We start from the raw sequence: 24,506 nt of genomic DNA, 5'->3' as shown, positions 1-24,506 counted from the left end.
TTCCTACAACTCTACCCGCGTAGAAATTCTGGCAGCTTAAACCAGGTAGGCTGAAGGAACCTGCTCAGCACCACACCACCGGGAGTGCCAGTGGCACGCGTCGTAGTCGACGTCATGCTCAAGCCGGAGATCCTCGACCCCCAGGGCCAGGCGGTGCAGCGTGCACTGCCGCGACTGGGTTTCGAAGGGATCTCGGACGTCCGCCAGGGAAAGCGTTTCGAACTGGAAGTGGACGGTCCCCTCGACGAGGCCGCCCTCGCCCGCATCCACGATCTTGCGGAATCCTTCCTCGCCAACACCGTGATCGAGGACTTCACCGTCCGGGTCGAGGAAGCGGCGGAAGTCGCGGGAGTCGCGAAGTGACCGCTCGTATTGGCGTCGTCACTTTCCCCGGCAGCCTCGACGACCGGGACACGCAGCGTGCGATCCGGGTCGCGGGCGCCGAGCCCGTGGCGCTCTGGCACAAGGACAAGGACCTCAAGCAGGTCGACGCCGTGGTGCTGTGCGGCGGTTTCTCCTACGGCGACTATCTGCGCGCCGGGGCGATCGCCCGCTTCTCGCCGGTGATGGACACCCTCATCGAAGAGGCGAAGGCCGGACTGCCGGTGCTCGGCATCTGCAACGGCTTCCAGATCCTCACCGAGGCGCACCTGCTGCCCGGCGGCATGCTCGGCAACGACCACCTGCACTTCATCTGTCGTGACCAGAAGCTGCGGGTGGAGAACGCCGAGACCTCCTGGACCAGCGACTACACCGCCGGCCAGGAGATCAGCATCCCGCTGAAGAACATGGACGGGCGGTACGTCGCCGACCAGCGCACGCTGGACGAGCTGGAGGGCGAGGGCCGCGTCGCCTTCCGCTATCTGGCCCGCGGCGAAGCCGCTGACGGATACGGAAACCCGAACGGCTCGCTCAACGACATCGCCGGCATCACCAACGCGGCCGGCAACGTCGTCGGCCTGATGCCGCACCCCGAGCACGCCGTCGAGCCGCTGATCGGCACCGGCCGCACCGACGGCCTCCCGTTCTTCACCTCGATCCTCAAGAAGCTGGTCAACGCATGAGCCGGACGCCCTCCCGTCTCCCACCGCCGCCCTCAAACGAGGCCCTGCGGGCCGCCCCTAGAACTCTGGACACGGTCGAGCACGCGGCCGCGACCCCCGACGTCGAGCTGCCCTGGGCCGAACTGGGCCTGAAGAAGGACGAGTACGAGCGGGTCGTCGAGATCCTCGGCCGCCGTCCCACCGGCGCCGAACTCGCCATGTACTCGGTGATGTGGTCCGAGCACTGCTCGTACAAGTCCTCGAAGGTCCACCTCCGCCAGTTCGGCGAGAAGGCCCCGCAGAGCGACGCGATGCTCGTCGGCATCGGGGAGAACGCGGGCGTCGTGGACGTCGGCCAGGGTTACGCCGTGACCTTCAAGGTCGAGTCGCACAACCACCCCTCCTACGTCGAGCCCTACCAGGGCGCGGCCACCGGCGTCGGCGGCATCGTCCGCGACATCATCGCGATGGGCGCCCGCCCGGTCGCGGTCGTCGACCCGCTGCGGTTCGGCGCCGCCGACCACCCCGACACCAGGCGCGTGCTGCCCGGCGTCGTGGCCGGCATCGGCGGCTACGGCAACTGCCTGGGCCTGCCCAACATCGGCGGCGAGGTCGTCTTCGACGCCTGCTACCAGGGCAATCCGCTGGTCAACGCCGGTGCCATCGGCGTCATGCGACACGAGGACATCCACCTCGCCAAGGCGTCCGGCGCCGGCAACAAGGTCATCCTCTACGGGGCCCGCACCGGCGGCGACGGCATCGGCGGCGCCTCCATCCTGGCGAGCGAGACCTTCGACACTGATTCCAATAGTGCCGATGGCACGGGCAAGCCCTCCAAGCGCCCCGCCGTCCAGGTCGGCGACCCCTTCCAGGAGAAGCTGCTCATCGAGTGCACCCTGGAGGCGTTCGCCGAGAAGCTCGTCGTCGGCATCCAGGACCTCGGCGCGGCCGGTCTGTCCTGCGCCACCTCCGAGCTGGCCTCCAACGGCTCCGGCGGGATGCGCGTCACCCTGGACGACGTACCGCTGCGCGACTCCACGCTCTCGCCCGAGGAGATCCTCATGAGCGAGTCGCAGGAGCGGATGTGCGCGGTCGTGGAGCCGGCGAAGGTCGACCGCTTCCTGGAGATCTGCGACAAGTGGGACGTCATCGCCACCGTCATCGGGGAAGTGACCGACGGCGACCGGCTGGAGATCTTCTGGCACGGCGGCAAGATCGTCGACGTCGACCCGCGCACCGTCGCGCACGACGGCCCGGTCTACGAGCGCCCCTACGCCCGCCCCGACTGGCAGGACGCCCTCCAGGCCGACGACGCGGGCAAGCTGCCCCGGCCGGGGACCGGCGAGGAGCTGAAGGACCAGGTCCTGAAGCTGGTCTCGTCCCCCAACCAGGCCAGCAAGAAGTGGATCACCCAGCAGTACGACCACTTCGTGCAGGGCAACACCGTCCTCGCCCAGCCCGAGGACTCCGGCATGATCCGCGTCGACGAGGAGACCGGCCTCGGCGTCGCCATCGCCACGGACGGCAACGGCCGGTACGCCAAGCTCGACCCGTACACCGGCGCCCAGCTCGCGCTGGCGGAGGCGTACCGCAACGTCGCCACGACCGGCGCCAAGCCGCTCGCCGTCTCCGACTGCCTGAACTTCGGCTCGCCCGAGGACCCGGCCGTCATGTGGCAGTTCGCGGAGGCCATCCGGGGCCTCGCGGACGGCTGCCAGCAGCTCGGCACCCCGGTGACCGGCGGCAACGTCTCGCTCTACAACCAGACCGGCGAGGCCGCCATCCACCCCACCCCGGTGGTGGCCGTCCTCGGCGTCATCGACGACGTGGCCCGCCGCACCCCGGTCGCCTTCCAGGAGGACGGCCAGCTGCTCTACCTACTCGGCGACACGGCCGAGGAGTTCGGCGGCTCGGCCTGGTCCCAGGTGATCCACGACCACCTCGGCGGCCTGCCGCCCAAGGTCGACCTGGAGCGCGAGCGGCTGCTCGCCGAGATCCTGATCTCCGCCTCCCGGGACGGCATGATCGACTCGGCGCACGACCTGTCGGACGGCGGTCTGGTCCAGGCGGTCGTGGAGTCGGCGCTGCTGGGCGGCAAGGGCGCCCGGCTCGTCGTACCGGACGGTCTGGACGCCTTCACGTTCCTGTTCTCCGAGTCGGCCGGCCGGGCGGTCGTCGCCGTGCCGCGCTCGGAGGAGCTGCGCTTCACCGACATGTGCGGCGCGCGCGGCCTGCCCGCCACCCGGGTCGGGGTCGTGGACGGGGACGCGGTCGAGGTCCAGGGCGAGTTCGCGCTGCCGCTGACCGAGCTGCGCGAGGCGCACGAGGGCACCATCCCGGCGCTGCTGGCATAACGCCGAGGCCGGTCGGGCCACCGTTCCGGGCCCCCGCGAGGGACCGGAACGGTGGCCTGTTTTCGTCTGTGCCGTCCGGGTTTCCTGAATCGTCCTGCCGGGCACGGTGGTTGTGCCAACCTGAAGGCGTGCGTGCGACGGAAACACCTGGGTGGGGGCCGATGGGTGAGCGGTTGCGGATCAGGTTCCAGGCGGACGGACCCGATCAGGAACAGGAACTGCGGTCACTGCTCGGCTGGCTCACCGACGACCGGGCGCTGCGCGGCCACGTCGCGCTGGAGCCGGTCCTCGCCGACACCCCGGGCCGGATGAGTCCGGAGCTGGAGCTGATCTTCGCGGTGGTCTCCAGCGCGGCCGGCGTCCTCCAGCTGCCGCTGTCGTACCTGGCCTGGCGGCGAAGCCGCGGGCAGAGTACGCCGCCCGCGGTCACCGTCCAGGTCGTCGGCGCCGACCCGGCCGAGGTCGAGGACCTGGTGCGCAGGCTGCGCGGCGAGGTCCCGGACGAGTCCGATGAGGCGCAGGCGTGACCACGGCCGGCCCCGCCGCCGCCCCGCGCGGCCGCATCGACCCCGACCGCACCTACGTCGTACTGATCGGCGTGGACGAGTACACGCACCTCGCCGAGCTGCGCAGCGTCCGCCACAACCTCACCGCGCTGCGGGCCGCGCTCATCGACCCGGAGATCTGGGGCATCGCCGAGGACCGGGTCCGCACGGTCGAGAACCCGGCCACCGGAGCCGAGCTGACCGACCCGATCTACGAGGCGGCCGGCAAGGCCGAGGACACGCTGATCGTCTACTACGCGGGCCACGGCCTCATCGACCGCCGGGAGACCCAGCTCCTGCTCACCCTGCCCGAGTCCGAGGAGGACCGGCCGGACAAGTGCGTGCGGGCCGGCGACGTCAACCGGGCCATCGGCAGCGGGGCGACCGTCAAGCACCACGTGCTGCTGCTCGACTGCTGCTTCAGCGGCAAGGTCCTCACCGAGATGGGCGGCGCGGACGACCTGAGCGAGATGGCGCTGGGCACGCTGCACGACATCACCGGCTCGTACGTCATGACCTCCGCCCCGAAGGACCGCCCCTCGCACGCCCCGAACCCGAAGCACGCCACGGTCTTCACCGGGGCGTTCGTGGACGTACTGCGGCAGGGGGTGCCGGACGGCCCCGAGATGCTGAGCCTGCACGCGCTCTTCCAGGCGGTGAAGCAGCGCATCGCGGACATGAAGCTCAAAGTGCCGCAGGAACCGCAGGACGAGGACCGCAACGGCGTCGGCGGGCTGGACTTCGCCCGCAACGTGGCGGTGCTGCCGCCGCTGACCCCGCGGCCCGCCCCCGAGCCCCCGCCCAGCCGGCTCCGCGTCCTGCTGTGGACACTGGCCGCCGCGACGGCCGGGCTCGCCGTCGGGCTCGGCGCACCCGGTGCCGTCGACTGGTGGCACACCGCGCACCCCGCGGCCGCGGCCGGCAAGTGCGGCGGCCATCCCACCAACGCCCCGGTGCCCCGCGCGGTCCTCCTCGACCACTCCGACGCACTGGACAAGAAGAACGTCGACTACGAGGAGATCGAGGGCCTGTCCGCCCTCGCCCTCACCGCCGAGAGCGAGAGCGGCGTCGAGGCGTTCGCCCTCGCCGACAACGACCCCGGCCTGCTCTTCCCGGTCCGCCTCGGCACCCCCTTCGACCTGAACCCGGTCGCCGGCACCGCGCACACCCTGCGCCGCCCGGACGGCACCCAGTTCCCCAAGAACCTGCCCGACGGCGAGGGCCTCGTCATCGAGCAGGGCGGAAAGACCGCGCTGGTCGCCTCCGAGGACGCCCCGGCGATCCGCCGCTTCGACATCGCCACCGGCCAGCAGCTCGGCAAGGACTTCCCGATCCCGAAGGAGCTGCGGTACTGGCCGGACGGCAGTGCCCAGTCCGGCCGCGGCCTCGAGTCGCTCACCATCTCCCCGGACGGCAAGCACCTCTACGCCGGCTGGGAGGCGCCGCTGGCCGCCGACGGCGACCAGCGCGGCCGCCCCCAGATCCGCATCCTGCGCTACACCGGGACCCCCGGCGGCACCTACCAGCCGGACGAGCAGTACGGCTATCTGGCCGGCGACGGGATGAACCTGGTGGAACTGGCCGCCCTCGACAACGCCGGAAACCTGCTCGCCCTGGAACGCGAGTACACCTCCGACCTCGGCAGCTCCATCCGGGTCGTCCAGGTCTCCCTCGACGGCGCCCGCGACGTGAGCGAGGACGACTCCCTCTTCGACGTCCCCGCGGACGTCTTCACCCACGCGACGCCGGTCCTCACCCTGTCCGCCTGCCCGTCCGGCGGCCCCGGCGCGGTCGCCGCCCCCGGCTCCAAACCCGGCAACCCGCTGGTCGACAACGTGGAGGGGATGGCCGTGGGCAAGGAGTGGACCACCGGCGAGTACCAGGGCTGGCGCCCGCTGTACCTGGTCTCCGACGACAACGGCAGCGGCGACCAGATCACCCGCCTCTACTCGCTCGCCCTGCGCCTGAAACCGTAGCCGCCCCGCGAAACCCCGCGCATAGGCTCACTCCCATGCCGACGACGTCCAGGAAACGCCCCCGCAGCTACGACCCCGCCCGCACCCGCGCCGCCGTCCACGCCCAGTTCGGCACCGTCCGGGAAGCGGTCCGCGACCTCACCCCCGAGCAGCTCGCACGGCCGACCCGGCTCGGTGACTGGACCGTACGGGAGCTGGTCGCGCACCTCGGCATGGCGCTCACCGCCGTGCACCGCGCCCTGGACCGGCCGGCCCCGCCGAAGCAGGACGTCCAGGTCACCGAGTGGGCGTTCGCCACCGGCGGCAAGGCGGCCGCGATCGCCGACTTCACCCGGCGGCTCGCCGCCGACCACCCCGACCTCGACGGCTACCTCGCCGGCGTCGACGACAGCCTGCGCGCCCTGCTCGCCGCGCACCCCGGCGGCCGGCTCCTCCAGACCAACGCGGGCGCCCTGCCGCTCGACGACTACCTGGTCACCCGCACCGTCGAACTGGTCGTGCACACCGACGACCTGAACGCCGCCGTACCCGGCCTCGACCTCCCCTTCGACCGGCAGGCGCTGGCCACCGCCACCCGGCTGCTGGCCGACGCGCTCGCCGTCAAGGCGCCCGGCGGCGCGACCGAGGTGCGGGTGCCGCCGTACGCCGTCGTGCAGTGCGTCGAGGGCCCCCGGCACACCCGGGGCACCCCGCCCAACGTGGTCGAGACCGACCCGCTCAGCTGGCTCCGGCTCGCCACCGGGCGGCTGGCCTGGGCGGACGCGGTCAGCGGCGGGAAGGTGCGGGCGAGCGGCGAGCGGGCCGACCTCGCCGCTCTGCTGCCGGTCCTCAGCTGACGGGAACCGGTTCCTCCGCCCGCCCGTCGAACGGTCATGTACAGGCTGAAGCGACACACGACCACGATGGTGGCCGCCGCGCTCCTCCCGCTCGCGGCGGCCTGCGGCGCCGAGCAGGCGGACGGCGGCGGCGCCCCGGCCGCGACCGAGACCGCCGCCGACCGGATCACCGGCGTCCGCTGGAGCGTCGACAGCGTCACCGCCGACGGCGAGAAACGCCCGCTCCCGGCCGGCGCCCACCTGACCATCGGCGCCGACGGCACGGCCGAGGGCAGCTACGGCTGCAACGACTTCCACGCCAAGGCGTCCGTCGACGGCGACCGGGTCCGGCTGAGCGACGCCGAGGCCACCGCGATGGCCTGCGCGGACCACTCCGTACGGGACGAGCGGACCCTCGCCCGCACCCTCACCGCCGGCCCCCTCAGCACCGAGGTCGACGACGGCCGGCTGACCCTCACCACCGCCGACGGCGACACCGTCCGGCTCAGCGAGCGGCAGGACACCGCCCTGGACGGCACCACCTGGCGGATCACCGCCCCGGACACGGCCGGCCGCGCGCACCTCACCTTCGACCGGGAGGCGGGCACCGTCACCGGCAGCCTCGGCTGCAACCGGGTCCGGGCGAAGGCCACGGTCCGCGACGGGCATATCACCGTGGGCGCGCCCACCACCACCCGAATGATGTGCGAAGACTCACTCATGGCCACCGAGAAGCGCCTGGCAGGACTTTTCGGCCGCCGGATCGACTATCGGATCGACCAGCAGACCCTCACCCTGACCAGCGAAAACGGCACGACCGTACGGGCCGCCGCCGACCGGTGACGCACGGTGGCGGCAGGCTCCCCCATTCGGCTCAGCCGCCGGTCTCGCCTACACTCGAAGACGTGCCACGTGGTGACGGTCGACTCAATCACGATCTGCTTCCCGGCGAGAAGGGCCCCCAGGACGCATGCGGCGTCTTCGGTGTCTGGGCTCCCGGCGAAGAGGTCGCCAAGCTCACGTACTTCGGGCTCTACGCCCTCCAGCATCGGGGCCAGGAATCCGCGGGAATCGCGGTCAGCAACGGCTCCCAGATCCTCGTCTTCAAGGACATGGGCCTGGTTTCCCAGGTCTTCGACGAGACCTCACTCGGTTCGCTCCAGGGTCACATCGCGGTCGGACACGCCCGCTACTCGACCACCGGCGCCTCCGTGTGGGAGAACGCCCAGCCGACGTTCCGGGCCACCGCGCACGGCTCGATCGCGCTCGGTCACAACGGCAACCTCGTCAACACCGCCCAGCTCGCCGAGATGGTCGCCGACCTGCCCAAGCAGGAGGGCCGCTCGCCGCGCGTCGCGGCGACCAACGACACCGACCTGCTCACCGCGCTGCTCGCGGCCCAGGCCGACGACGACGGCAAGCCGCTGACCATCGAGGCGGCCGCGCACGCGGTCCTGCCCCAGGTGCGCGGCGCCTTCTCCCTGGTCTTCATGGACGAGGGCACCCTCTACGCCGCCCGCGACCCGCAGGGCATCCGCCCGCTGGTCCTCGGCCGCCTGGAGCGCGGCTGGGTGGTCGCCTCCGAGTCCGCCGCCCTCGACATCTGCGGTGCCTCCTACGTCCGCGAGATCGAGCCGGGCGAGTTCGTCGCCATCGACGAGAAGGGCCTGCGCTCCTCCCGATTCGCGGACGCGAAGCCCAAGGGCTGTGTCTTCGAGTACGTCTACCTGGCCCGCCCGGACACCGACATCGCCGGCCGGAACGTGTACCTCTCCCGCGTGGAGATGGGCCGCAAACTGGCCAAGGAAGCCCCCGCCGACGCCGACCTGGTCATAGCGACCCCGGAGTCCGGCACCCCCGCCGCGATCGGCTACGCCGAGGCGTCCGGCATCCCGTTCGGCGCCGGTCTGGTGAAGAACGCCTACGTCGGACGTACGTTCATCCAGCCCTCGCAGACCATCCGCCAGCTCGGCATCCGGCTGAAGCTGAACCCCCTGAAGGAAGTCATCAAGGGCAAGCGGCTGGTCGTCGTCGACGACTCCATCGTGCGCGGCAACACCCAGCGGGCCCTGGTCCGCATGCTCCGCGAGGCCGGCGCCGCCGAGGTGCACATCCGGATCTCCTCCCCGCCGGTGAAGTGGCCCTGCTTCTTCGGCATCGACTTCGCCACCCGCGCCGAGCTCATCGCCAACGGCATGAGCGTCGACGAGATCGCCACCTCCATGGGCGCCGACTCGCTGGCGTACATCTCCATCGACGGCATGATCGAGGCGACCACCATCGCCAAGCCCAACCTGTGCCGCGCCTGCTTCGACGGCGAGTACCCGATGGAGCTGCCCGACCCCGAGCTGCTCGGCAAGCAGCTCCTGGAGACCGAGCTGGCCGCCGGGCCCGCCGGTACGGCCGCCACCGACGCCATCCGTCGCCCGTAGCCGTCCGTCCGCACCACCTGCCGTACGACACAAAGGTTCTTATCGTCATGCCTGACACAACTGGTGCCAGCTACGCGGCCGCGGGCGTAGACATCGAGGCGGGCGACCGCGCCGTCGAACTCATGAAGGAATGGGTCAAGAAGACCCGGCGCCCCGAGGTGCTCGGCGGCCTCGGCGGCTTCGCCGGCCTCTTCGACGCCTCCGCCCTGAAGAAGTACGAGCGCCCGCTGCTCGCCTCCGCCACCGACGGCGTCGGCACCAAGGTCGACATCGCCCGGCAGCTCGGCGTCTACGACACCATCGGCCACGACCTGGTCGCCATGGTCATGGACGACATCGTGGTGTGCGGCGCCGAGCCGCTGTTCATGACCGACTACATCTGCGTCGGCAAGGTGCACCCCGAGCGGGTCGCCGCGATCGTCAAGGGCATCGCCGAGGGCTGTGTGCTGGCCGGCTGCGCCCTGGTCGGCGGCGAGACCGCCGAGCACCCCGGCCTGCTGGGCCCGGACGACTTCGACGTGGCCGGCGCCGGTACGGGCGTCGTGGAGGCCGACCGGCTGCTCGGCCCGGACCGGATCCGCGAGGGCGACGCGGTGATCGCCCTGGCCGCCTCCGGGCTTCACTCGAACGGGTACTCACTCGTCCGCCACGTCCTGCTGAACCAGGCCGGTCTGGCCCTGGACGCGCACCACGACGACCTCGGCCGCACCCTCGGCGAGGAACTCCTGGAGCCGACGAAGATCTACTCGCTGGACTGCCTGGCCCTCACCCGCACCACCGACGTGCACGCCTTCAGCCACATCACCGGCGGCGGCCTCGCCGCCAACCTGGCCCGGGTGATCCCGGACGGTCTGCACGCGACCGTGGACCGCTCCACCTGGACCCCGGGCGCGATCTTCGACCTGGTCGGCCGGACCGGCCGGGTGCAGCGCCTGGAGCTGGAGAAGACGCTGAACATGGGCGTCGGCATGATCGCGATCGTGCCGCAGGAGGCCGCGGACGTGGCCCTGACGACCCTGGCCGACCGCGGCGTGGACGCCTGGGTGGCCGGCGAGATCACCGGGCGTGGCGAGCACGCCGACGGCGCCGCGCTGGTCGGTGACTACGCGGTCTGAGTAACAGGCTGAGAACCGCCGGGCCACGAGGTGAACCCGGCGGACAGCACAGAAGCCGGTCGGTGACAGAGGTCACCGACCGGGCCAATGTTCAGTACAAGGTCAAGCGCCGCGACGCTGCTGTGAGGACTGTCCGTCCTCGTCTCCCTCGTCGTCGTCCTCATAGAGGTCGGCGTACCGGGAGTACAAATCGTCGTCGTCCTGCTCATCGTCCTCGAACCGCTCGCCGTTAGGCGGTTGCGGACTCGACGTCGATGCGCCCAGCTCCTCGGCCAGGCGGGAGAGATCAGTCCCACCGCTGTTGTACTTCAGCTGGCGGGCGACCTTCGTCTGCTTGGCCTTGGCCCGGCCGCGCCCCATGGCTCGACCCCCTCAACGACGGGGCTCGACGGCCCCAGAGTCTTGACACGCGTTCATGGTCCGGAACGGGCTCTCCGCAGAGAGACCGGTCCGTAGGGCTTCCACGGTACCTGAGCCCACGCCCATACGGTACGTCGCCCGCAGGACGGGCCCGCGTCCGAGTCCTTCGAGGCGCCCCGTCCTCGCTGGTCAACGGCGATTTTAACCACTTCTGGACGGTCGACCCGCCGGTAGAAGTGAGAGTTCTCTCCAACCGGGCCCCGGCGGGTACCGCCCGCCCCCTCCGGGACCCGTCCGGTCAGCCCCGGCCGCGGGCCCCGGCGATCCGCTGCTCGGCGATCCGGTCGGCCGCCGCGGCCGGCGGAATCCCGTCCTCCTTCGCACGTGCGAATATGGCGAGCGTGGTGTCGTAGATGCCCGCGGCCTTCGCCCTGCACCGGTCGAAGTCGAAGCCGTGCAGCTCGTCGGCGACCTGGATGACGCCGCCGGCGTTCACCACGTAGTCCGGCGCGTAGAGGATGCCGCGGTCCGCGAGGTCCTTCTCCACACCGGGGTGGGAGAGCTGGTTGTTGGCGGCCCCGCAGACCACCTGGGCGGTGAGCACCGGCACCGAGCTGTCGCTGAGCGCGCCGCCGAGCGCGCAGGGGGCGTAGACGTCCAGGCCCTCGACCCGGATCAGCGCCTCGGTGTCGGCGACCACCCGGACCGCCGGGTGCTCGTCGGCGATCCGCCGCACGGCCGCCTCCCGCACGTCCGTGATCACCACCCGGGCGCCCTCGGCCAGCAGATGGCCGACCAGATGGCGGCCGACCTTGCCGACGCCCGCGATGCCCACCGTCCGGTCCCGCAGCGACGGGTCGCCCCACAGGTGCTGGGCGGCGGCCCGCATCCCCTGGTAGACGCCGAAGGCGGTGAGCACGGAGGAGTCGCCGGCCCCGCCGTGCTCCGGGGAGCGCCCGGTGGTCCAGCGGCACTCGCGCGCGACGACATCCATGTCCGCCACGTACGTGCCGACGTCGCAGGCGGTGACGTAGCGCCCGCCGAGCGAGGCCACGAACCGGCCGTACGCGAGCAGCAGTTCCTCGGTCTTGACCAGCTCCGGGTCGCCGATGATCACGGCCTTGCCGCCGCCGTGGTCCAGCCCGGCCATGGCGTTCTTGTAGGACATCCCGCGGGCGAGGTTCAGCGCGTCGGCGACCGCCGCCGCCTCCGTCGGGTACGGGTAGAAGCGGGTGCCGCCGAGCGCGGGGCCCAGGGCGGTGGAGTGGACGGCGATGACGGCCTTGAGACCGGTGGCCCGGTCCTGGCAGAGCACGACTTGCTCATGACCGCCCTGGTCCGAGTGGAACAGGGTGTGCAGTACATCAGCAGGCGCGCCGGTTACGTCGGTCACGGTGGTGACTCCTGAGTAAGTAGCGGCTGGTGGAGGCGGTCCCGGACGGGTGGGCGGGACTGGGCACGAGATTAGGGCCTGCCGAGGCCCGCCCGCCGCACAGTGCTGAGGATCACCTCCGCACGGAGTACGGCCGTGGGACGATCTTCCGAGCATTCCGCGCGCGTGGGCGACCGGGCCCGGCAGGTTTTCCCGGCGGTGCGCGGGGGAGGGAGCAGGCGTGCCCAAGGTGTCCTCGCTGATCGTCCCGTACGCGGCGTACTTGCGCGTGTACGAGCCGCTGGCCGCCTTCCCCGAGCCGGAGCGCGGCCACTGGTCGCGGTACGCCCGCCGGACCGACCTGCCCTCGTACCAGGACGAGCTGCGCCGTTCACTGGCCGACCTGCTGCCCACCCCGCCGGTGCCGGTGTCGGTGCACGAGAGCGCGGACGCGTTCGTGCTGGAGTCCGACGGCGTGGTCTGCGTCTGCCCCTGGCGCACCCGGCTGCGCGGCTGGCAGGCCCTGGAGGAGCTGCCGGAGGACTTTCCCGAGCCGGTCCTGGACGCCCTGCTGCCGGCGCTGCTGCGCCGCCAGGCGGCCCAGGACTACGACCGCTGGCTGGAGCGCAACCCCGACGCCCGCCCGTGGATCCGCACGGCCACCTGGCAGGTGCCGATCAACTGGTTCGTGCTCGTCGCCGACGAGGAGCGGGAGTACGACGAGGGCGGCGGCGATCCGCCCGAGGCGGCGCCGGTGCTGCGCTACCGCACGCCGATGGTGCAGGCCCGGCGCCGGGTGGCGCGCGGGCTGCGGGCGCTGCGGGAGGCGATGGACGAGGGGCCGCTGATCGACGGTCTGGTGGACGTGGGGCGCTGGCTGGAGGAGTTCCATCCGCGCTCCGTGGTGGAGCTGGACTACGGCGGCCTGGTGCACGCGGTGCCGCCCGGGGCGCTGGCGGCCGACCACTCCGCGGCGGACGTCGCCGAGGGCATCGACGCGCTGCGGCACGGCGACGGGGCGACCGCGGGGGCCGCGTACGGGCGGCTGGTGGAGCGGTGGCGGGCGGTCCGGGACCGGCGCTCTGCGAACTGACGTTTGACGTGACGCCCGTTTTGGGGTTTCGTCACTCACTCCGGGTGATCCCCGGTTCTTCTCGTCGTCATCTCGGCGTGGGACGTAAGTCCCGATCCGGGCGTATGACTCAAGCGTGACGGACCGCACGTACTCCACCCTTGCGTCGCTTGCCCCTCCTCGTGCCAAAATAGGACAAGGAGTCCGGGGAGGGCTCCGTCCGTCCCGCTGTGGTGCACTGTGGGCGGATTCTCGGCAATGCGTGCTTTGGGGGGTCTAGTGACCCCTGATCGCCGGTGTGACTGATCGTCACACCGGCGTGACTGTCCGCTATGGCATGGTCCATCGGCATCCGTCGCTGATGAACACCTGGGAGGGCAATTCCATCGGTTTGGCCGACGTGGCTGGACAGATGGTGTAGTTGTAGTGCCGAGGACAAGCCGTTCGTCCTATAACCGACTCGACTCGCGTCCGCCATTTCGGGCAACGCGGGTCAAGGTGCAGAATTTAGAGGAAAGAACCGAGATGGTTCGGTTCTCCCGAGGAGGCCGCTCATGACCGCTCGCACCCCTGATGCCGAGCCGCTGCTGACCCCCGCCGAGGTCGCCACCATGTTCCGCGTCGACCCGAAGACGGTCACGCGCTGGGCGAAGGCCGGCAAGCTCACGTCGATCCGCACGCTCGGCGGACACCGCCGTTACCGCGAGGCTGAGGTCCGCGCACTGCTCGCGGGCATCCCGCAGCAGCGCAGCGAGGCCTGAACCACCGCATAACCGGACAGCACGGCAGGTCCCCCCACCTGCTACGGCGTCCGGGCCCAACAGCTCCACACGACGCGGGGATCTGCCCCAACAGATCCCGTGCCCCATGTGTCGTCGATCGCGCTGGACTCCGCCGGGTCCAGCGCGATCTTTTTTGTGCCTGGTGACAGGCGGGGTGAGGGCCGACGCGGGGTTCTGTGAGCGGCCTTGTCGGAGTCTGGGCGGGGCTGTCGGATCGGCTGTGAAGGACTCCTCAGGTCGGTACAATTGCACATATTAAATTGACCAGTTGTAGGAGAGGTGTAAGCGTCACCGTTTCAGAAATGAGTACGGTGACACCCGTCACATGCCGAGCGGGTTGTTGGCGGTGGCATATGTGCGCTAGAGGAGGGGTGGGTTCCCATCGGCCCCCGGACACAAGGACGTTGGCGCCGGCGGCCGGTCATACGCCGGGGGCGGGGGCGCGCTGCGCGCCCTCCTGACGGCCCGTCGGCGACTGCGGGGCGGAATCCATCGCCAGCCGCAGCAGACGGTGGCAGACCGGGCAGTGGCGCGTCAGATGACCGTAGGGCGAGGCGGCCGCCAGATGCGCCCGGAGCAACGCCCGGGTCTCGTGCCGCGCCGATGCCGCCATACGCCACCTCCGGTGGGCCACACGGGGAACGGGCCCTGCTTCTTCCGGGGTATCCGGCGAAGGGGGCGGCGTCAAGGGCGCCTTGGGCGACACGGGCGCGCGAAAGAGGCCCGCGCTGTAGGCGCGGGCCTCTTTTTACTGCGGTCCTGACGGGATTTGCTGTACCCGACTGCGGCTGCGCCGCGGGCGCGGCCTCCATCTTGACAGGGTGGCGAGGGGTGAGGGAGAAAAAAACCCCGCACCAGTTGGTGCGGGGCTTCACTGCGGTCCTGACGGGATTTGAACCCGCGGCCTCCACCTTGACAGGGTGGCGAGCACTCCAAGCTGCTCCACAGGACCAGGTTTCGCGGCGCCTCACTTGCTCTTGCGTCGCGAGATGAGACTGTACAGGAGGGTGAGTGTCCTGGTCGAACTCACCCTCCGTAGAGGCCCCGTCACGGCCCCGTCACGGCGCCGCCGCGTCGATCGCCTTCACGATCCGCTTGTCGGAGACCGGGTACGCCGTGCCCAGCGCGTGCGCGAAGTAGCTGACCCGCAGCTCCTCGATCATCCACCGGATGTCCAGGACCTGCTGCGGCACCGGCCGCCCCGGCGGCAACTGCTCCAGCAGCCACGCGTACTCGTCCCGCATCTCGTGCACCTTCGCCATCCGGGACGTGTCCCGCTGGACCCCCGTCGGCATCTGCTGGAGCCGCCGGTCCACCGCGATCAGGTACCGCATCAGGTCCGGCAGCCGCCGCAGGCCGGCCTCCGTCACGAACCCCGGCTTCACCAGGGCGTCCAGCTGCCCCCGTACGTCCTGGAGGTTGGCCAGCAGCGCGGGGCTGCGGGCGGCCTTCAGACGGCGTTCGGCGGCCCCCCAGGCGGCCAGCACCTGCTGCACCTGCCCGACCGCGCGGACGGTCGTGTCGACGATCTCCGCGCGGACCTTGTCGTACAGCTTCCGGTAGGACTCCTCGTCCCAGGCCGGCCCGCCGAAGTCGGCCATCAGCCGGTCCGCCGCCGCCATCGCGCAGTCGTCGAACAGGGCCTGGATCGAGCCGTGCGGGTTCGCCGACAGCCCCAGCTTCTGCTGGTTGGTGAGCTTTTCGGAAGCGAACTTCGCGGGGTTGACCGGAATGTTGCGCAGGATCAGCCGCCGGGTGCCCTTCCACATCGCCTGCGCCTGCTCGTCCTCGGTGTCGAAGAGGCGGACGGAGACCGTGTCGCCGTCGTCCACGAGGGCCGGGTACGCCTTCACCGGCTGTCCGGCGCGGCGGGTCTCGAAGACGCGGCTGAGCGTGCCGATCGTCCAGTCGGTCAGGCCGGTGCGCTCCAGGGACTCGCCGCCCTGCCGCTCGGCGGTCGCGGCGGCGGCCTGCGAGAGGGCCTTGCGCGCCTTGGGCCGCAGCCGCAGCTTCAGCGCCTGGAGGTCCTTGTCCTCGGCCAGCTTCCGGCGCCGTTCGTCGACGATCCGGAAGGTGATCTTCAGATGGTCGGGGACCCGGTCCCAGTCGAAGTCCTCGGCCTCGAAGGGCACGCCGACCATCCGCTTCAGCTCGCGCGCCATGGTCGTGGTCAGCGGCTCCTGCAACGGCACCGCCCGCTGGAGGAACTTGTGGGCGTAGTCCGGGGCCGGCACGTAATTGCGCCGGATCGGCTTGGGCAGCGACCGGATCAGCTCGGTGACCACCTGGTCCCGCAGGCCCGGGATCTGCCACTCGAAGCCCTCGTCGGTGACCTGGTTGAGCACCTGGAGCGGGATGTGCACGGTCACGCCGTCGGCGTCCGCGCCCGGCTCGAACTGGTACGTCACCCGGAACTTCAGCGGCCCCTGCCGCCAGGTGTCCGGATAGTCGTCCTTGGTGACCGCGCCCGCCTTCTCGTTGATGAGCATCTCGCGCTCGAAGTCGAGGAAGTCGGGCTGCTCGCGGTGCTTGTGCTTCCACCAGGAGTCGAAGTGCGCGCCGGAGACGACGTGTTCGGGCACCCGCTGGTCGTAGAAGTCGAAGAGCGTCTCGTCGTCGACGAGGATGTCCCGGCGCCGGGCGCGGTGCTCCAGCTCCTCGACCTCGGTGAGCAGCCTGCGGTTGTCGGCGAAGAACTTGTGGTGGGTGCGCCAGTCGCCCTCGACCAGCGCGTTGCGGATGAACAGCTCGCGGCTGACCTCGGGGTCGATCCGCCCGTAGTTCACCTTCCGCTGCGCGACGATCGGTACGCCGTACAGCGTGACCTTCTCGTACGCCATCACCGCCGCCTGGTCCTTCTCCCAGTGCGGTTCGCTGTACGTGCGCTTCAGCAGGTGCCCGGCGAGCGGCTCGACCCACTCGGGCTCGATCCTGGCGTTGACCCGGGCCCACAGCCGGCTGGTCTCCACCAGCTCGGCCGACATCACGAACCGCGGCGGCTTCTTGAACAGCGCCGAGCCGGGGAAGATCGCGAACTTGGCGTTGCGGGCGCCGACGTACTCGTTCTTCGCGCCCTCCTTCACGTCCTTCATGCCGACGTGGGAGAGCAGGCCCGCGAGGAGGGAGACATGGACGCGGTCGCCGGGCGCGTCGTCCTCGTTGAGGTGGATGCCCATCTGCTTGGCGACCGTGCGCAACTGCGTGTAGATGTCCTGCCATTCGCGGATGCGCAGGAAGTTGAGGAACTCCTGCTTGCACATCCGGCGGAAGGCCGAGGAACCGCGCTCCTTCTGCTGTTCGCGCAGGTAGCGCCAGAGGTTGAGGAAGGCCAGGAAGTCGCTGGTCTCGTCGCGGAAGCGGGCGTGCTGCTGGTCGGCCTGGGTCTGCTTGTCGGAGGGGCGCTCGCGCGGGTCCTGGATGGAGAGCGCGGCGGCTATCACCATGACCTCGCGGGCACAGCCGTTCTTGTCGGCCTCCAGGACCATCCGGGCCAGCCGCGGGTCGACCGGGAGCTGGGCCAGCTTGCGGCCGGTGTCGGTGAGCCGCTTGCGCGGGTCCTTCTGCGCCGGGTCGAGCGCGCCCAGCTCCTGGAGCAGCTGCACACCGTCGCGGATGTTGCGGTGGTCCGGCGGGTCGATGAAGGGGAACTTCTCGATGTCGCCGAGGTCCGCCGCGGTCATCTGCAGGATGACGGAGGCGAGATTGGTCCGCAGGATCTCCGCGTCGGTGAACTCCGGCCGGGCCAGGAAGTCGTCCTCGCTGTACAGCCGGATGCAGATGCCGTCGCTGGTCCGCCCGCAGCGCCCCTTGCGCTGGTTGGCGCTGGCCTGCGAGACCGGCTCGATGGGCAGCCGCTGGACCTTGGTGCGGTGGCTGTAGCGGGAGATCCGGGCGAAGCCGGGGTCGATGACGTACTTGATGCCGGGGACGGTCAGCGAGGTCTCGGCGACGTTGGTCGCCAGCACGATCCTGCGCGCTGTGCCTGCCGCGGGCCGCTGGAACACCCGGTGCTGCTCGGCGTGCGAGAGCCGGGCGTAGAGCGGGAGTACTTCGGTGAAGCGGTACTTCTTCTTTTCCAGCGCGTCGGCGGTGTCCCGGATCTCCCGCTCGCCGGAGAGGAAGACGAGGATGTCGCCCTTCCCCTCGCCCATCAGCTCCTCGACGGCGTCGGTGATCGCGGTGATCTGGTCCCGGTCGGCGTCCTCGGACTCCTCCTCCAGCAGCGGGCGGTAGCGCACCTCGACCGGGTACGTACGCCCGCTGACCTCGATGATCGGCGCGTTGCCGAAGTGCCGGGAGAAGCGCTCCGGGTCGATGGTCGCGGAGGTGATGACGACCTTGAGGTCGGGCCGCTTGGGCAGCAGCTGCGCCAGGTACCCCAGCAGGAAGTCGATGTTGAGGGACCGCTCGTGCGCCTCGTCGATGATGATCGTGTCGTAGGCGCGCAGCTCGCGGTCGGTCTGGATCTCGGCGAGCAGGATGCCGTCCGTCATCAGCTTGACGAAGGTGGCGTCCGGGTTCACCTGGTCGGTGAAGCGGACCTTCCAGCCGACGGCCTCGCCGAGCGGGGTGTCCAGCTCGTCGGCGACCCGCTCGGCGACCGTGCGGGCGGCGAGCCGGCGTGGCTGGGTGTGCCCGATCATGCCCTTGACCCCGCGGCCGAGGTCGAGACAGATCTTCGGGATCTGGGTGGTCTTCCCGGACCCGGTCTCACCGGCGACGATGACGACCTGGTGATCCCGGATGGCGTCCGCGATCGCGTCCCGTCGCCGGCTGACGGGCAGTTGCTCGGGATAGGTGACGGTGGGCAGGTGGGCGCGGCGGGTGGCGATGCGCTGCTCGGCCCGGTCGACCTCCGCCTCGATCTCGGCGAGGACGGCGGCGCGGGCCTCCGGCTTGCGGATCTTCCGCGCGCCTTCCAGCCTGCGGCCGAGCCGGTGCGCGTCGCGCAGCGACAGCTCGGTCAGACGGGGGGCGAGGGCGCCGAGGGCGGGGGCGGGGTGCGTAGACATACGGAGTCCAGGATCTCATCCCGGCCAAAAGAGTGGCGAACGTATTTGTCGCCGTCACGGCCGCGCCCCCAGCAGCGCGGTCAGCTCCGCCGCCGACCAGTGGCCCCGCGCGCCGGGGCAGGCGGCGACGTACCCGGCGACGGCCGGCACGTCCCAGGCCCCGGCACAGAGCAGCCCGGCGGTGAGAAACCGCAGGTAGGGCAGGGAGGGGGCGAGCCACGGCACGTCGTGCAGACCCCAGGGAGCGGTGAAGGTCAGGGCGGGCAGGCCGTCGAGCTGCCCGGCGCAGACCAGCGTCTCGTACCGCCCGTCCCCGAGCACGGCCCGCCCCCGGGTCAGCACCTCGGTCAGGTCGAGGGCGTCCCCGCCGGGCTCCCGGTACATCTCCTGGGCGGCGATGTCGGCGAACTGCTCGACGGTGACCAGATGCGCCCGGGCCAGCACCCGGCCGTCCGCGCCGGGGTCGTAGAAGGCCCGGCCGCCCCGCCACACCGGCGACCGGGTGGCGAAGTACATCGCGCCGGTCAGCTCGACGGGCAGGGAGCGGGCGGGCGGCGCCGGGTTCCGGCAGCCCGGGTAGGACCGGCCCGCACCGGGCGGGCACCCGCCCTCGAGGTAGGCGGAGAGCCGGCCGAGGTGGGTGTTGGACCCGTACGACGTGTACCAGACCAGCTCCGGACGCCGGTCGCGCGGCAGGGCCGGGTCGATGCTGCGCAGGGCTTTCGTCATGCCGGGTGCCTACCCGGCCGGCCCGCTCAGGCCGCGTGCATGCCGCCGTCCACCGGGAGGACCGTGCCGGTGACGTAGGAGGCGCGGTCGCTGAGCAGCCAGGCGGCGGCCTCGGCGACCTCGTCGGAGGAGGCGGCGCGGCGCAGCGGGGTGCGCGCGTTGAGCTGGTCGACGATGCCGGGGGACCGCTCGTCCCAGTCCCGGATCATCTCGGTGAGCGTGGTGCCGGGGGCGATGGCGTTGACCCGGATGCCCTCCGGGCCGTACGTGACGGCCGCGGACTCGGTGAGGCTGTTGACCGCGCGCTTCATCGCGCCGTAGGCGGGCAGCGCGGGGTTGCCGCGCAGGCTGCCGACGGAGGAGGTGTTGACGAGGGCGCCGGTACCGGCGGTGGCCCGGATGGCGGCGACCTCGGCGGCCATGGCGAGCCAGACGCCCCTGAGATTCACCGCGTAGAGCTGGTCGAAGTCGGCCTCGGTGGCCTGGTCCATCGGCCCGGGCGGGGTGGCGGTCGCGCCGTTGTTGAAGGCCACGTCGAGCCGGCCGTACAGGTCGACGGCGCGGTCCACGGCGGCCCGCACGCTCGTCGCGTCGGCCAGGTCGCACACCACGTGGCCGGCGGTGCCGCCGGCCGCCCGGATCTCCTCGGTCACCGCCTTGAGCTGCGCCTCGGTCCGGGCCGCGAGCAGCACCCGGGCGCCCTCCCGGGCGAACAGCCGCGCCGCGGCGGCCCCGATGCCGCGTCCGGCGCCGGTGACGAGGGCGACCTTGCCGCGCAGCAGGCCCTGGCCCTGGTGGTCGGTGTTGACGGTGCCGGCTGTGCTGGGTGAGTTGTCCATGGGGACGAGCCTGCGCCGGTCGGCGGAGCCCATCCAGGCACCGGCGGTACCTGGCTCGGCCGCCCGGCAGCCGCGCACACTGGGGGCATGGACCGACGAGAGCTGGCCGACTTCCTGCGCGGCAGACGCGAGCGGATCGCCCCGGCCGACGTGGGACTGCCCGCCGGGCCGCGCCGCCGCACCCCGGGGCTGCGCCGCGAGGAGGTGGCGCAGCTGGCGTACATCTCGACCGAGTACTACACCCGGCTGGAACAGGCCCGCGGCCCGCGGCCCTCGCGCGAGGTGCTGGCCGGCCTGGCCCGTGCGCTGCGGCTGTCGGACGCCGAGCGTGACCACCTCCACCACCTGGCCGGCGCCCCGCCCGGCCCGCCGCCGGGGCCCTCCCGCGAGGTGCGGCAGAGCATCCTCGACCTCATCCGGCGGCTGCCCGGGTCCGCGGCGCTGGTGCTGTCCGCGACCTACGAGGTGATCGCCTGGAACGACCTGGCGGCCGCCCTGCTGGAGGACTTCTCCGCCGTGCCCCGCCCGGAGCGCAACCTGGTCCGCCGCGCCTTCCTCGGCCCTGCGGACGGGAGCCGGGAGCGGTACAGCCTGTCCGACCCGGAGGCGTTCTCGCACGCCGCCGCCCGCCACCTGCGCGCCGTGTCCGCCCGCTACCCGGACGACCCCGAGGTGGCCGCGCTGGTGGACGATCTGCTCGCCGGCAGCCCGGAGTTCGCCCGCCTCTGGGCCGATCACGAGGTACGCGCCATCCCGACCCTGCGCAAGACCATCAACCACCCGCTGGTCGGCCCCGTCACCGTCAACTGCGACGTCTTGGACATCACCGACCACGACCAGCACGTCGTCCTCTACACGGCCGACCCCGGCTCCCCGGCGGAGGAGACCCTGCGGCTGCTGTCGGTGGTGGGGACACAGCGGATGGACGTACCGCGTTGAACATGCGCGTAGAACACGCGCACTGAACACGAAGGAGCCTCTCTCCCGCAGTGCGGGGAGAGAGGCTCCTGCCCTGGTCAGGGCGGCGGTGGCTGGGGCCGGGGTCGAACCGGCGACCTTCCGCTTTTCAGGCGGACGCTCGTACCAACTGAGCTACCCAGCCACGAGGTTTCACGTGAAACATCCACATGTACCTCGGCGGTCCTGACGGGATTTGAACCCGCGGCCTCCACCTTGACAGGGTGGCGAGCACTCCAAACTGCTCCACAGGACCAAGCGTGTGTACGACAGTGTCGCACACGATCTTGCGTGCCCCCAACGGGATTCGAACCCGTGCTACCGCCTTGAAAGGGCGGCGTCCTAGGCCGCTAGACGATGAGGGCTATCGGCCCGCCTGGGCGCTTCTCAGCGCGTCGGGGACGTGAGAAGCATAGGTGATGGCGGGAGGGATCGCCAAAACGGTTTACGGGGAGGGGGTCGCGGGGGCGGGTGAGGGCGAGGCGCCCGGCTGGTTCTCCTTCGGGAGGTGGCGGCTGACCTCGGCCGTGGTCAGGCCCAGGCCGCCCAGCTTGATCTCGTCCCAGGCCTGGAGGCGGCGGGAGTCGCGGTCGAAGTAGAGGATCGACGCCTGGATCGGGTCGGGGTACGTGCCCTCCACCGCGCGCAGGCCGCTGCCGCCCGTGGAGCCCTCGATGCGCAGCCGGGTGCCGTACTTCATGACCTCCATCTCCTCGTGGTGCACGTGCCCGGCCAGCACCAGCGGCACCTCGCCGTCCACCTCGCGGGCGGCGGACGGTTCATGGGCGAGGGCGATGTCCACCGGGGTGCCGGCCGTGCGCTGGTCGCGCAGGGCGGAGGCGAGCCGGGCGCCGGCCAGTTCCTGGGACGCCTCGGCGCCGGGCCGGGTCGAGCGGTCCGGGGTGAACTGGGGGTCGCCGATGCCGGCGAAGCGCAGGCCCGCCACGGTCCGGGCCCGGCCGTCGTCCAGGACGTGCACGTTCTTCAGGCCCGCCAGATAGCGCTGGGTCTCCATCGAGTCGTGGTTGCCGCGCACCCAGACGTAGGGGGCGCCGAGGTCCTCGACCGGGTCCAGGAAGCCGTTCTCCGCGGCCGTGCCGTGGTCCATCGTGTCGCCCGAGTCGACGATCACATTCACCCGGTACTGCTCCACCAGCGAGGCGATGATCTTCCAGCTCGCCGGGTTGAGGTGGATGTCGGAGACGTGCAGGACGCGGATCGTGGTCGGGTCCGGCTGGTAGGCGGGGAGCGTGGAGGTGACGTCGTAGAGCTTGGTCACGTTCGTCACCAGGCGGGCCAGCTCCTTCTGGTAGATGTCGAACTCGGTGACGATCGAGCGCGCGTCGCCGACCAGGGACGGGGCCGAGGAGAGCAGGCCGGAGAACCTCGGTTCCAGGACGGAGTCCGGTTTCCAGGTCGCGTACGCGGTGCCGCCGGACGCCAGCAGCAGGGCGAGGGCGAGGCCGCCGGCGGTCAGCGCGCGGCGCGGACGGCGGTAGACGGCGAGGCCGAGGGCGGTGGCGCCGGAGACGACCGCGACGCCGGAGCGCACGGCCAGGTCGAGGGTGCCGTGCGCGACGTCGTCGGCCACCTCGTCCTGGAGGCCGGAGAGCCGTTCGGGGTGGTCGACCAGGGCCTGGGCGCGCTCCGGGTCGAGCTGGTCGACGTTGACGTCCAGGCGGGCCGGGGCGACGTGGCTGTCGAGCTCCAGGGCGCCCAGCGGCGAGATGTTGATCTTCGTGCCGCCGGTGAGGGAGGGGCGCAGGGTCATCGTCGTGTTCATCGGCCCGACCGGCGTGCGGACGTTGCCCACGACCAGCAGGCCGAGCCAGGCGCCGAGCAGCACGACGGCGACCAGGCCCAGCGCGCGGGTCCAGGGGTGCGGCCGGGGCGTCAGCTCGACGGTGGTGGGTCCCCGGACGGGTTTCCTGACGGGGCGGGCGCGGTGGACGAGGTGCAGGACAGCGGCGGTGACGCGGGCCATTGGTCGCGTATGCCCAGGCCCGCCGGGGGATATGCGGACGCCGCGCGGCTCGCGCGCGGCTGTGTCGTACGCGACAGCCGTACCGGACAATGGGGCTGTGCTGGAGATGACGCGCGAGGAGTTCGAGGAACTGGTCGCCGAGGCGCTGGACCGGATCCCGCCGGAGCTGACGCGGCTGATGGACAACGTCGCGGTGTTCGTGGAGGACGAGCCGCCGGCGGACGATCCCGAGCTGCTCGGGCTCTACGAGGGGACGCCGCTGACCGAGCGGGGGGAGTGGTACGCGGGGGTGCTGCCGGACCGGATCACCGTCTACCGGGGGCCGACGCTGCGGATGTGCGAGAACCGGGAGGACGTGGTCGCGGAGACCGAGGTGACCGTCGTGCAGGATACCTCGTCGTACACCTCTTTTGCTGATCTTCAGCTAGTCGGAGCGACGCGCCCGTAGGGCCTGGTATCGCCGCAGGTCAGGGGTGGGTTGGTGGGCGTCTGGGGACGCCCAGAAGTCAGCCCCAGCCCAGTTCGTGGAGCCGCGCGTCCTCAATTCCGAAGTGGTGGGCCACCTCGTGGACGACCGTCACGGCCACCTCGTGCACCACTGCTTCCGGCGTTTCGCAGTAGCGCAATGTCGGGCCCCGGTAGATCGTGATCCGGTCCGGGAGGACCCCCGCGTACCACTCCCCGCGTTCCGTGAGCGGGGTCCCCTCGTACAGGCCCAGTAGCTCCGGGTCGTCGGCGGGCGGTTCGTCCTCGACGAACACGGCCACGTTGTCCATCACCCGCGCCAGCTCCGGCGGGATCTGGTCCAGGGCCTCACTCACCAGTTCTTCGAACCTGTCACGCGTCATCTCCAGCACAGGGCCATTGTCCGTGAGAGGTCACGCAATCGGAGGACTTACGGAGTCCTGGCCTTCCGCCGTGCCCACAGACAGGGCTCAGCCGTCCTAGCCGTCCCGGCCGCTGGTGAGTACCAGTTGGCCCGGATGGCCGGTAGGTCCCTGGCCGTGTCCTGGCTCGTACTTGAACCGTTCCGGGTTCGATAGAGACTCGATTCCATGAAAGGATCGGGTCATGGCACGACCTTCCCGTTACCCGCTTGAACTCCGCCGTCGTGCGGTG

General features: G+C 71.2%; 21 protein-coding genes and 4 tRNA genes. 13 read left to right on the top strand and 12 right to left on the bottom strand.

What is annotated here, in order from left to right; genetic code table 11:
* Positions 1-90 precede the first annotated feature (90 nt).
* The 9 genes from purS to purM all read left to right on the top strand — a co-directional run bounded on the left by purS (position 91) and on the right by purM (position 10,280).
* Positions 91-363, top strand: coding sequence for a phosphoribosylformylglycinamidine synthase subunit PurS (purS, locus tag ACTT8P_RS18130; RefSeq protein ID WP_361166293.1), 273 nt, complete (start codon positions 91-93; stop codon positions 361-363).
* Positions 360-1,064: a phosphoribosylformylglycinamidine synthase subunit PurQ gene (purQ, locus tag ACTT8P_RS18125; protein ID WP_442832693.1), complete on the top strand. Its 705-nt coding sequence runs from the start codon at positions 360-362 to the stop codon at positions 1,062-1,064. Before purS ends, purQ begins: the two co-directional genes overlap by 4 nt.
* Positions 1,061-3,397: a phosphoribosylformylglycinamidine synthase subunit PurL gene (gene purL / locus ACTT8P_RS18120; protein ID WP_442832692.1), complete on the top strand. Its 2,337-nt coding sequence runs from the start codon at positions 1,061-1,063 to the stop codon at positions 3,395-3,397. The genes purQ and purL overlap by 4 nt, the downstream gene beginning before the upstream one ends.
* Before the next feature lie 161 nt (positions 3,398-3,558).
* Positions 3,559-3,924 (top strand): effector-associated constant component EACC1, encoded by a 366-nt coding sequence (locus ACTT8P_RS18115; RefSeq protein WP_442832691.1) that lies wholly within the window; start codon positions 3,559-3,561, stop codon positions 3,922-3,924.
* Positions 3,921-5,918 carry a caspase, EACC1-associated type gene (locus ACTT8P_RS18110; RefSeq protein WP_442832690.1) on the top strand — a complete coding sequence of 666 codons (1,998 nt, stop codon included), beginning with the start codon at positions 3,921-3,923 and terminating at the stop codon, positions 5,916-5,918. The genes ACTT8P_RS18115 and ACTT8P_RS18110 overlap by 4 nt, the downstream gene beginning before the upstream one ends.
* Positions 5,919-5,953: 35 nt before the next feature.
* Complete coding sequence (locus ACTT8P_RS18105; RefSeq protein ID WP_442832689.1) at positions 5,954-6,754, top strand: sterol carrier family protein; 801 nt, start codon at positions 5,954-5,956, stop codon at positions 6,752-6,754.
* Between the two features lie 36 nt (positions 6,755-6,790).
* A complete protein-coding gene (locus ACTT8P_RS18100; protein WP_442832688.1) occupies positions 6,791-7,576 on the top strand; it encodes an META domain-containing protein in 786 nt (261 codons plus the stop codon).
* A 62-nt stretch (positions 7,577-7,638) separates the two neighbouring features.
* Complete coding sequence (gene purF, locus ACTT8P_RS18095) at positions 7,639-9,165, top strand: amidophosphoribosyltransferase (RefSeq protein WP_442832687.1); 1,527 nt, start codon at positions 7,639-7,641, stop codon at positions 9,163-9,165.
* 47 nt (positions 9,166-9,212) lie between these two features.
* Positions 9,213-10,280 (top strand): phosphoribosylformylglycinamidine cyclo-ligase, encoded by a 1,068-nt coding sequence (purM, locus tag ACTT8P_RS18090; protein ID WP_442832686.1) that lies wholly within the window; start codon positions 9,213-9,215, stop codon positions 10,278-10,280.
* Between the two features lie 102 nt (positions 10,281-10,382).
* Here purM and ACTT8P_RS18085 read toward each other — a convergent pair whose 3' ends face one another.
* Together ACTT8P_RS18085 and ACTT8P_RS18080 are read right to left on the bottom strand one after the other, a co-directional pair.
* Positions 10,383-10,640 carry a DUF3073 domain-containing protein gene (locus tag ACTT8P_RS18085; protein WP_361166265.1) on the bottom strand — a complete coding sequence of 86 codons (258 nt, stop codon included), beginning with the start codon at positions 10,638-10,640 and terminating at the stop codon, positions 10,383-10,385.
* A 298-nt stretch (positions 10,641-10,938) separates the two neighbouring features.
* The gene (locus tag ACTT8P_RS18080; protein WP_442832685.1) at positions 10,939-12,033 is read right to left on the bottom strand and encodes a Leu/Phe/Val dehydrogenase; all 1,095 of its coding nucleotides are present in this window, start codon (positions 12,031-12,033) and stop codon (positions 10,939-10,941) included.
* 220 nt (positions 12,034-12,253) lie between these two features.
* On the opposite strand from ACTT8P_RS18080, the gene ACTT8P_RS18075 reads away from it, so the two are divergent.
* Both ACTT8P_RS18075 and bldC read left to right on the top strand, forming a co-directional pair.
* On the top strand, positions 12,254-13,105 hold the full coding sequence (locus tag ACTT8P_RS18075) for a hypothetical protein (RefSeq protein WP_442832684.1): 852 nt from the start codon (positions 12,254-12,256) through the stop codon (positions 13,103-13,105).
* A 533-nt stretch (positions 13,106-13,638) separates the two neighbouring features.
* Positions 13,639-13,845 (top strand): developmental transcriptional regulator BldC, encoded by a 207-nt coding sequence (bldC, locus tag ACTT8P_RS18070; RefSeq protein WP_003949541.1) that lies wholly within the window; start codon positions 13,639-13,641, stop codon positions 13,843-13,845.
* 442 nt (positions 13,846-14,287) lie between these two features.
* Here the strand turns inward: bldC and ACTT8P_RS18065 are convergent, their stop codons facing one another.
* From ACTT8P_RS18065 to ACTT8P_RS18045, 5 genes are all read right to left on the bottom strand, one after another.
* Positions 14,288-14,479 (bottom strand): DUF6274 family protein, encoded by a 192-nt coding sequence (locus tag ACTT8P_RS18065; protein WP_442832683.1) that lies wholly within the window; start codon positions 14,477-14,479, stop codon positions 14,288-14,290.
* A gap of 264 nt (positions 14,480-14,743) precedes the next feature.
* Positions 14,744-14,818: transfer RNA gene (locus ACTT8P_RS18060), tRNA-Asp, on the bottom strand.
* Positions 14,819-14,924: 106 nt separating this feature from the next.
* Positions 14,925-18,878, bottom strand: coding sequence for an ATP-dependent RNA helicase HrpA (hrpA, locus tag ACTT8P_RS18055; RefSeq protein ID WP_442832682.1), 3,954 nt, complete (start codon positions 18,876-18,878; stop codon positions 14,925-14,927).
* 54 nt (positions 18,879-18,932) lie between these two features.
* Entirely contained in the window at positions 18,933-19,607 is a 675-nt protein-coding gene (locus ACTT8P_RS18050) for a histone deacetylase (RefSeq protein ID WP_442832681.1), read from the bottom strand.
* A gap of 26 nt (positions 19,608-19,633) precedes the next feature.
* Entirely contained in the window at positions 19,634-20,446 is an 813-nt protein-coding gene (locus ACTT8P_RS18045) for an SDR family NAD(P)-dependent oxidoreductase (protein WP_442832680.1), read from the bottom strand.
* Between the two features lie 87 nt (positions 20,447-20,533).
* Here ACTT8P_RS18045 and ACTT8P_RS18040 point away from each other — a divergent pair, with 87 nt between their 5' ends.
* A complete protein-coding gene (locus ACTT8P_RS18040; protein WP_442832679.1) occupies positions 20,534-21,385 on the top strand; it encodes a helix-turn-helix transcriptional regulator in 852 nt (283 codons plus the stop codon).
* A gap of 89 nt (positions 21,386-21,474) precedes the next feature.
* Here the strand turns inward: ACTT8P_RS18040 and ACTT8P_RS18035 are convergent.
* The 4 genes from ACTT8P_RS18035 to ACTT8P_RS18020 form a co-directional block, all read right to left on the bottom strand.
* Positions 21,475-21,548 (bottom strand) — tRNA-Phe (locus ACTT8P_RS18035).
* A 36-nt stretch (positions 21,549-21,584) separates the two neighbouring features.
* A tRNA-Asp gene (locus tag ACTT8P_RS18030) sits at positions 21,585-21,659 on the bottom strand.
* A 36-nt stretch (positions 21,660-21,695) separates the two neighbouring features.
* Positions 21,696-21,768, bottom strand: a tRNA-Glu gene (locus ACTT8P_RS18025).
* An 80-nt stretch (positions 21,769-21,848) separates the two neighbouring features.
* A complete protein-coding gene (locus tag ACTT8P_RS18020; protein ID WP_442832678.1) occupies positions 21,849-23,387 on the bottom strand; it encodes a metallophosphoesterase family protein in 1,539 nt (512 codons plus the stop codon).
* A gap of 97 nt (positions 23,388-23,484) precedes the next feature.
* Here ACTT8P_RS18020 and ACTT8P_RS18015 point away from each other — a divergent pair, with 97 nt between their 5' ends.
* Positions 23,485-23,835 (top strand): metallopeptidase family protein, encoded by a 351-nt coding sequence (locus tag ACTT8P_RS18015; protein WP_442832677.1) that lies wholly within the window; start codon positions 23,485-23,487, stop codon positions 23,833-23,835.
* A gap of 58 nt (positions 23,836-23,893) precedes the next feature.
* Here ACTT8P_RS18015 and ACTT8P_RS18010 read toward each other — a convergent pair whose 3' ends face one another.
* Complete coding sequence (locus ACTT8P_RS18010) at positions 23,894-24,244, bottom strand: metallopeptidase family protein (RefSeq protein WP_442832676.1); 351 nt, start codon at positions 24,242-24,244, stop codon at positions 23,894-23,896.
* Between the last annotated feature and the right edge of the window lie 262 nt (positions 24,245-24,506).

The sequence above is a fragment of the Streptomyces sp. JW3 genome (assembly GCF_052216785.1).
Classification (GTDB): domain Bacteria; phylum Actinomycetota; class Actinomycetes; order Streptomycetales; family Streptomycetaceae; genus Streptomyces.
Note: the sequence above shows the minus strand (reverse complement) of the source record. Positions and strands in the feature narration are given on the sequence as shown.

Coding starts and splice junctions, on each gene's coding strand:
- ACTT8P_RS18040 (WP_442832679.1), top strand. CDS start 20,534: ATGGACCGACGAGAGCTGGCCGACTTCCTGCGCGGCAGACGCGAGCGG.
- ACTT8P_RS18105 (WP_442832689.1), top strand. CDS start 5,954: ATGCCGACGACGTCCAGGAAACGCCCCCGCAGCTACGACCCCGCCCGC.
- ACTT8P_RS18100 (WP_442832688.1), top strand. CDS start 6,791: ATGTACAGGCTGAAGCGACACACGACCACGATGGTGGCCGCCGCGCTC.
- purL (WP_442832692.1), top strand. CDS start 1,061: ATGAGCCGGACGCCCTCCCGTCTCCCACCGCCGCCCTCAAACGAGGCC.
- ACTT8P_RS18050 (WP_442832681.1), bottom strand. CDS start 19,607: ATGACGAAAGCCCTGCGCAGCATCGACCCGGCCCTGCCGCGCGACCGG.
- ACTT8P_RS18115 (WP_442832691.1), top strand. CDS start 3,559: ATGGGTGAGCGGTTGCGGATCAGGTTCCAGGCGGACGGACCCGATCAG.
- ACTT8P_RS18085 (WP_361166265.1), bottom strand. CDS start 10,640: ATGGGGCGCGGCCGGGCCAAGGCCAAGCAGACGAAGGTCGCCCGCCAG.
- ACTT8P_RS18020 (WP_442832678.1), bottom strand. CDS start 23,387: ATGGCCCGCGTCACCGCCGCTGTCCTGCACCTCGTCCACCGCGCCCGC.
- bldC (WP_003949541.1), top strand. CDS start 13,639: ATGACCGCTCGCACCCCTGATGCCGAGCCGCTGCTGACCCCCGCCGAG.
- ACTT8P_RS18065 (WP_442832683.1), bottom strand. CDS start 14,479: ATGGCGGCATCGGCGCGGCACGAGACCCGGGCGTTGCTCCGGGCGCAT.
- ACTT8P_RS18045 (WP_442832680.1), bottom strand. CDS start 20,446: ATGGACAACTCACCCAGCACAGCCGGCACCGTCAACACCGACCACCAG.
- hrpA (WP_442832682.1), bottom strand. CDS start 18,878: ATGTCTACGCACCCCGCCCCCGCCCTCGGCGCCCTCGCCCCCCGTCTG.
- purM (WP_442832686.1), top strand. CDS start 9,213: ATGCCTGACACAACTGGTGCCAGCTACGCGGCCGCGGGCGTAGACATC.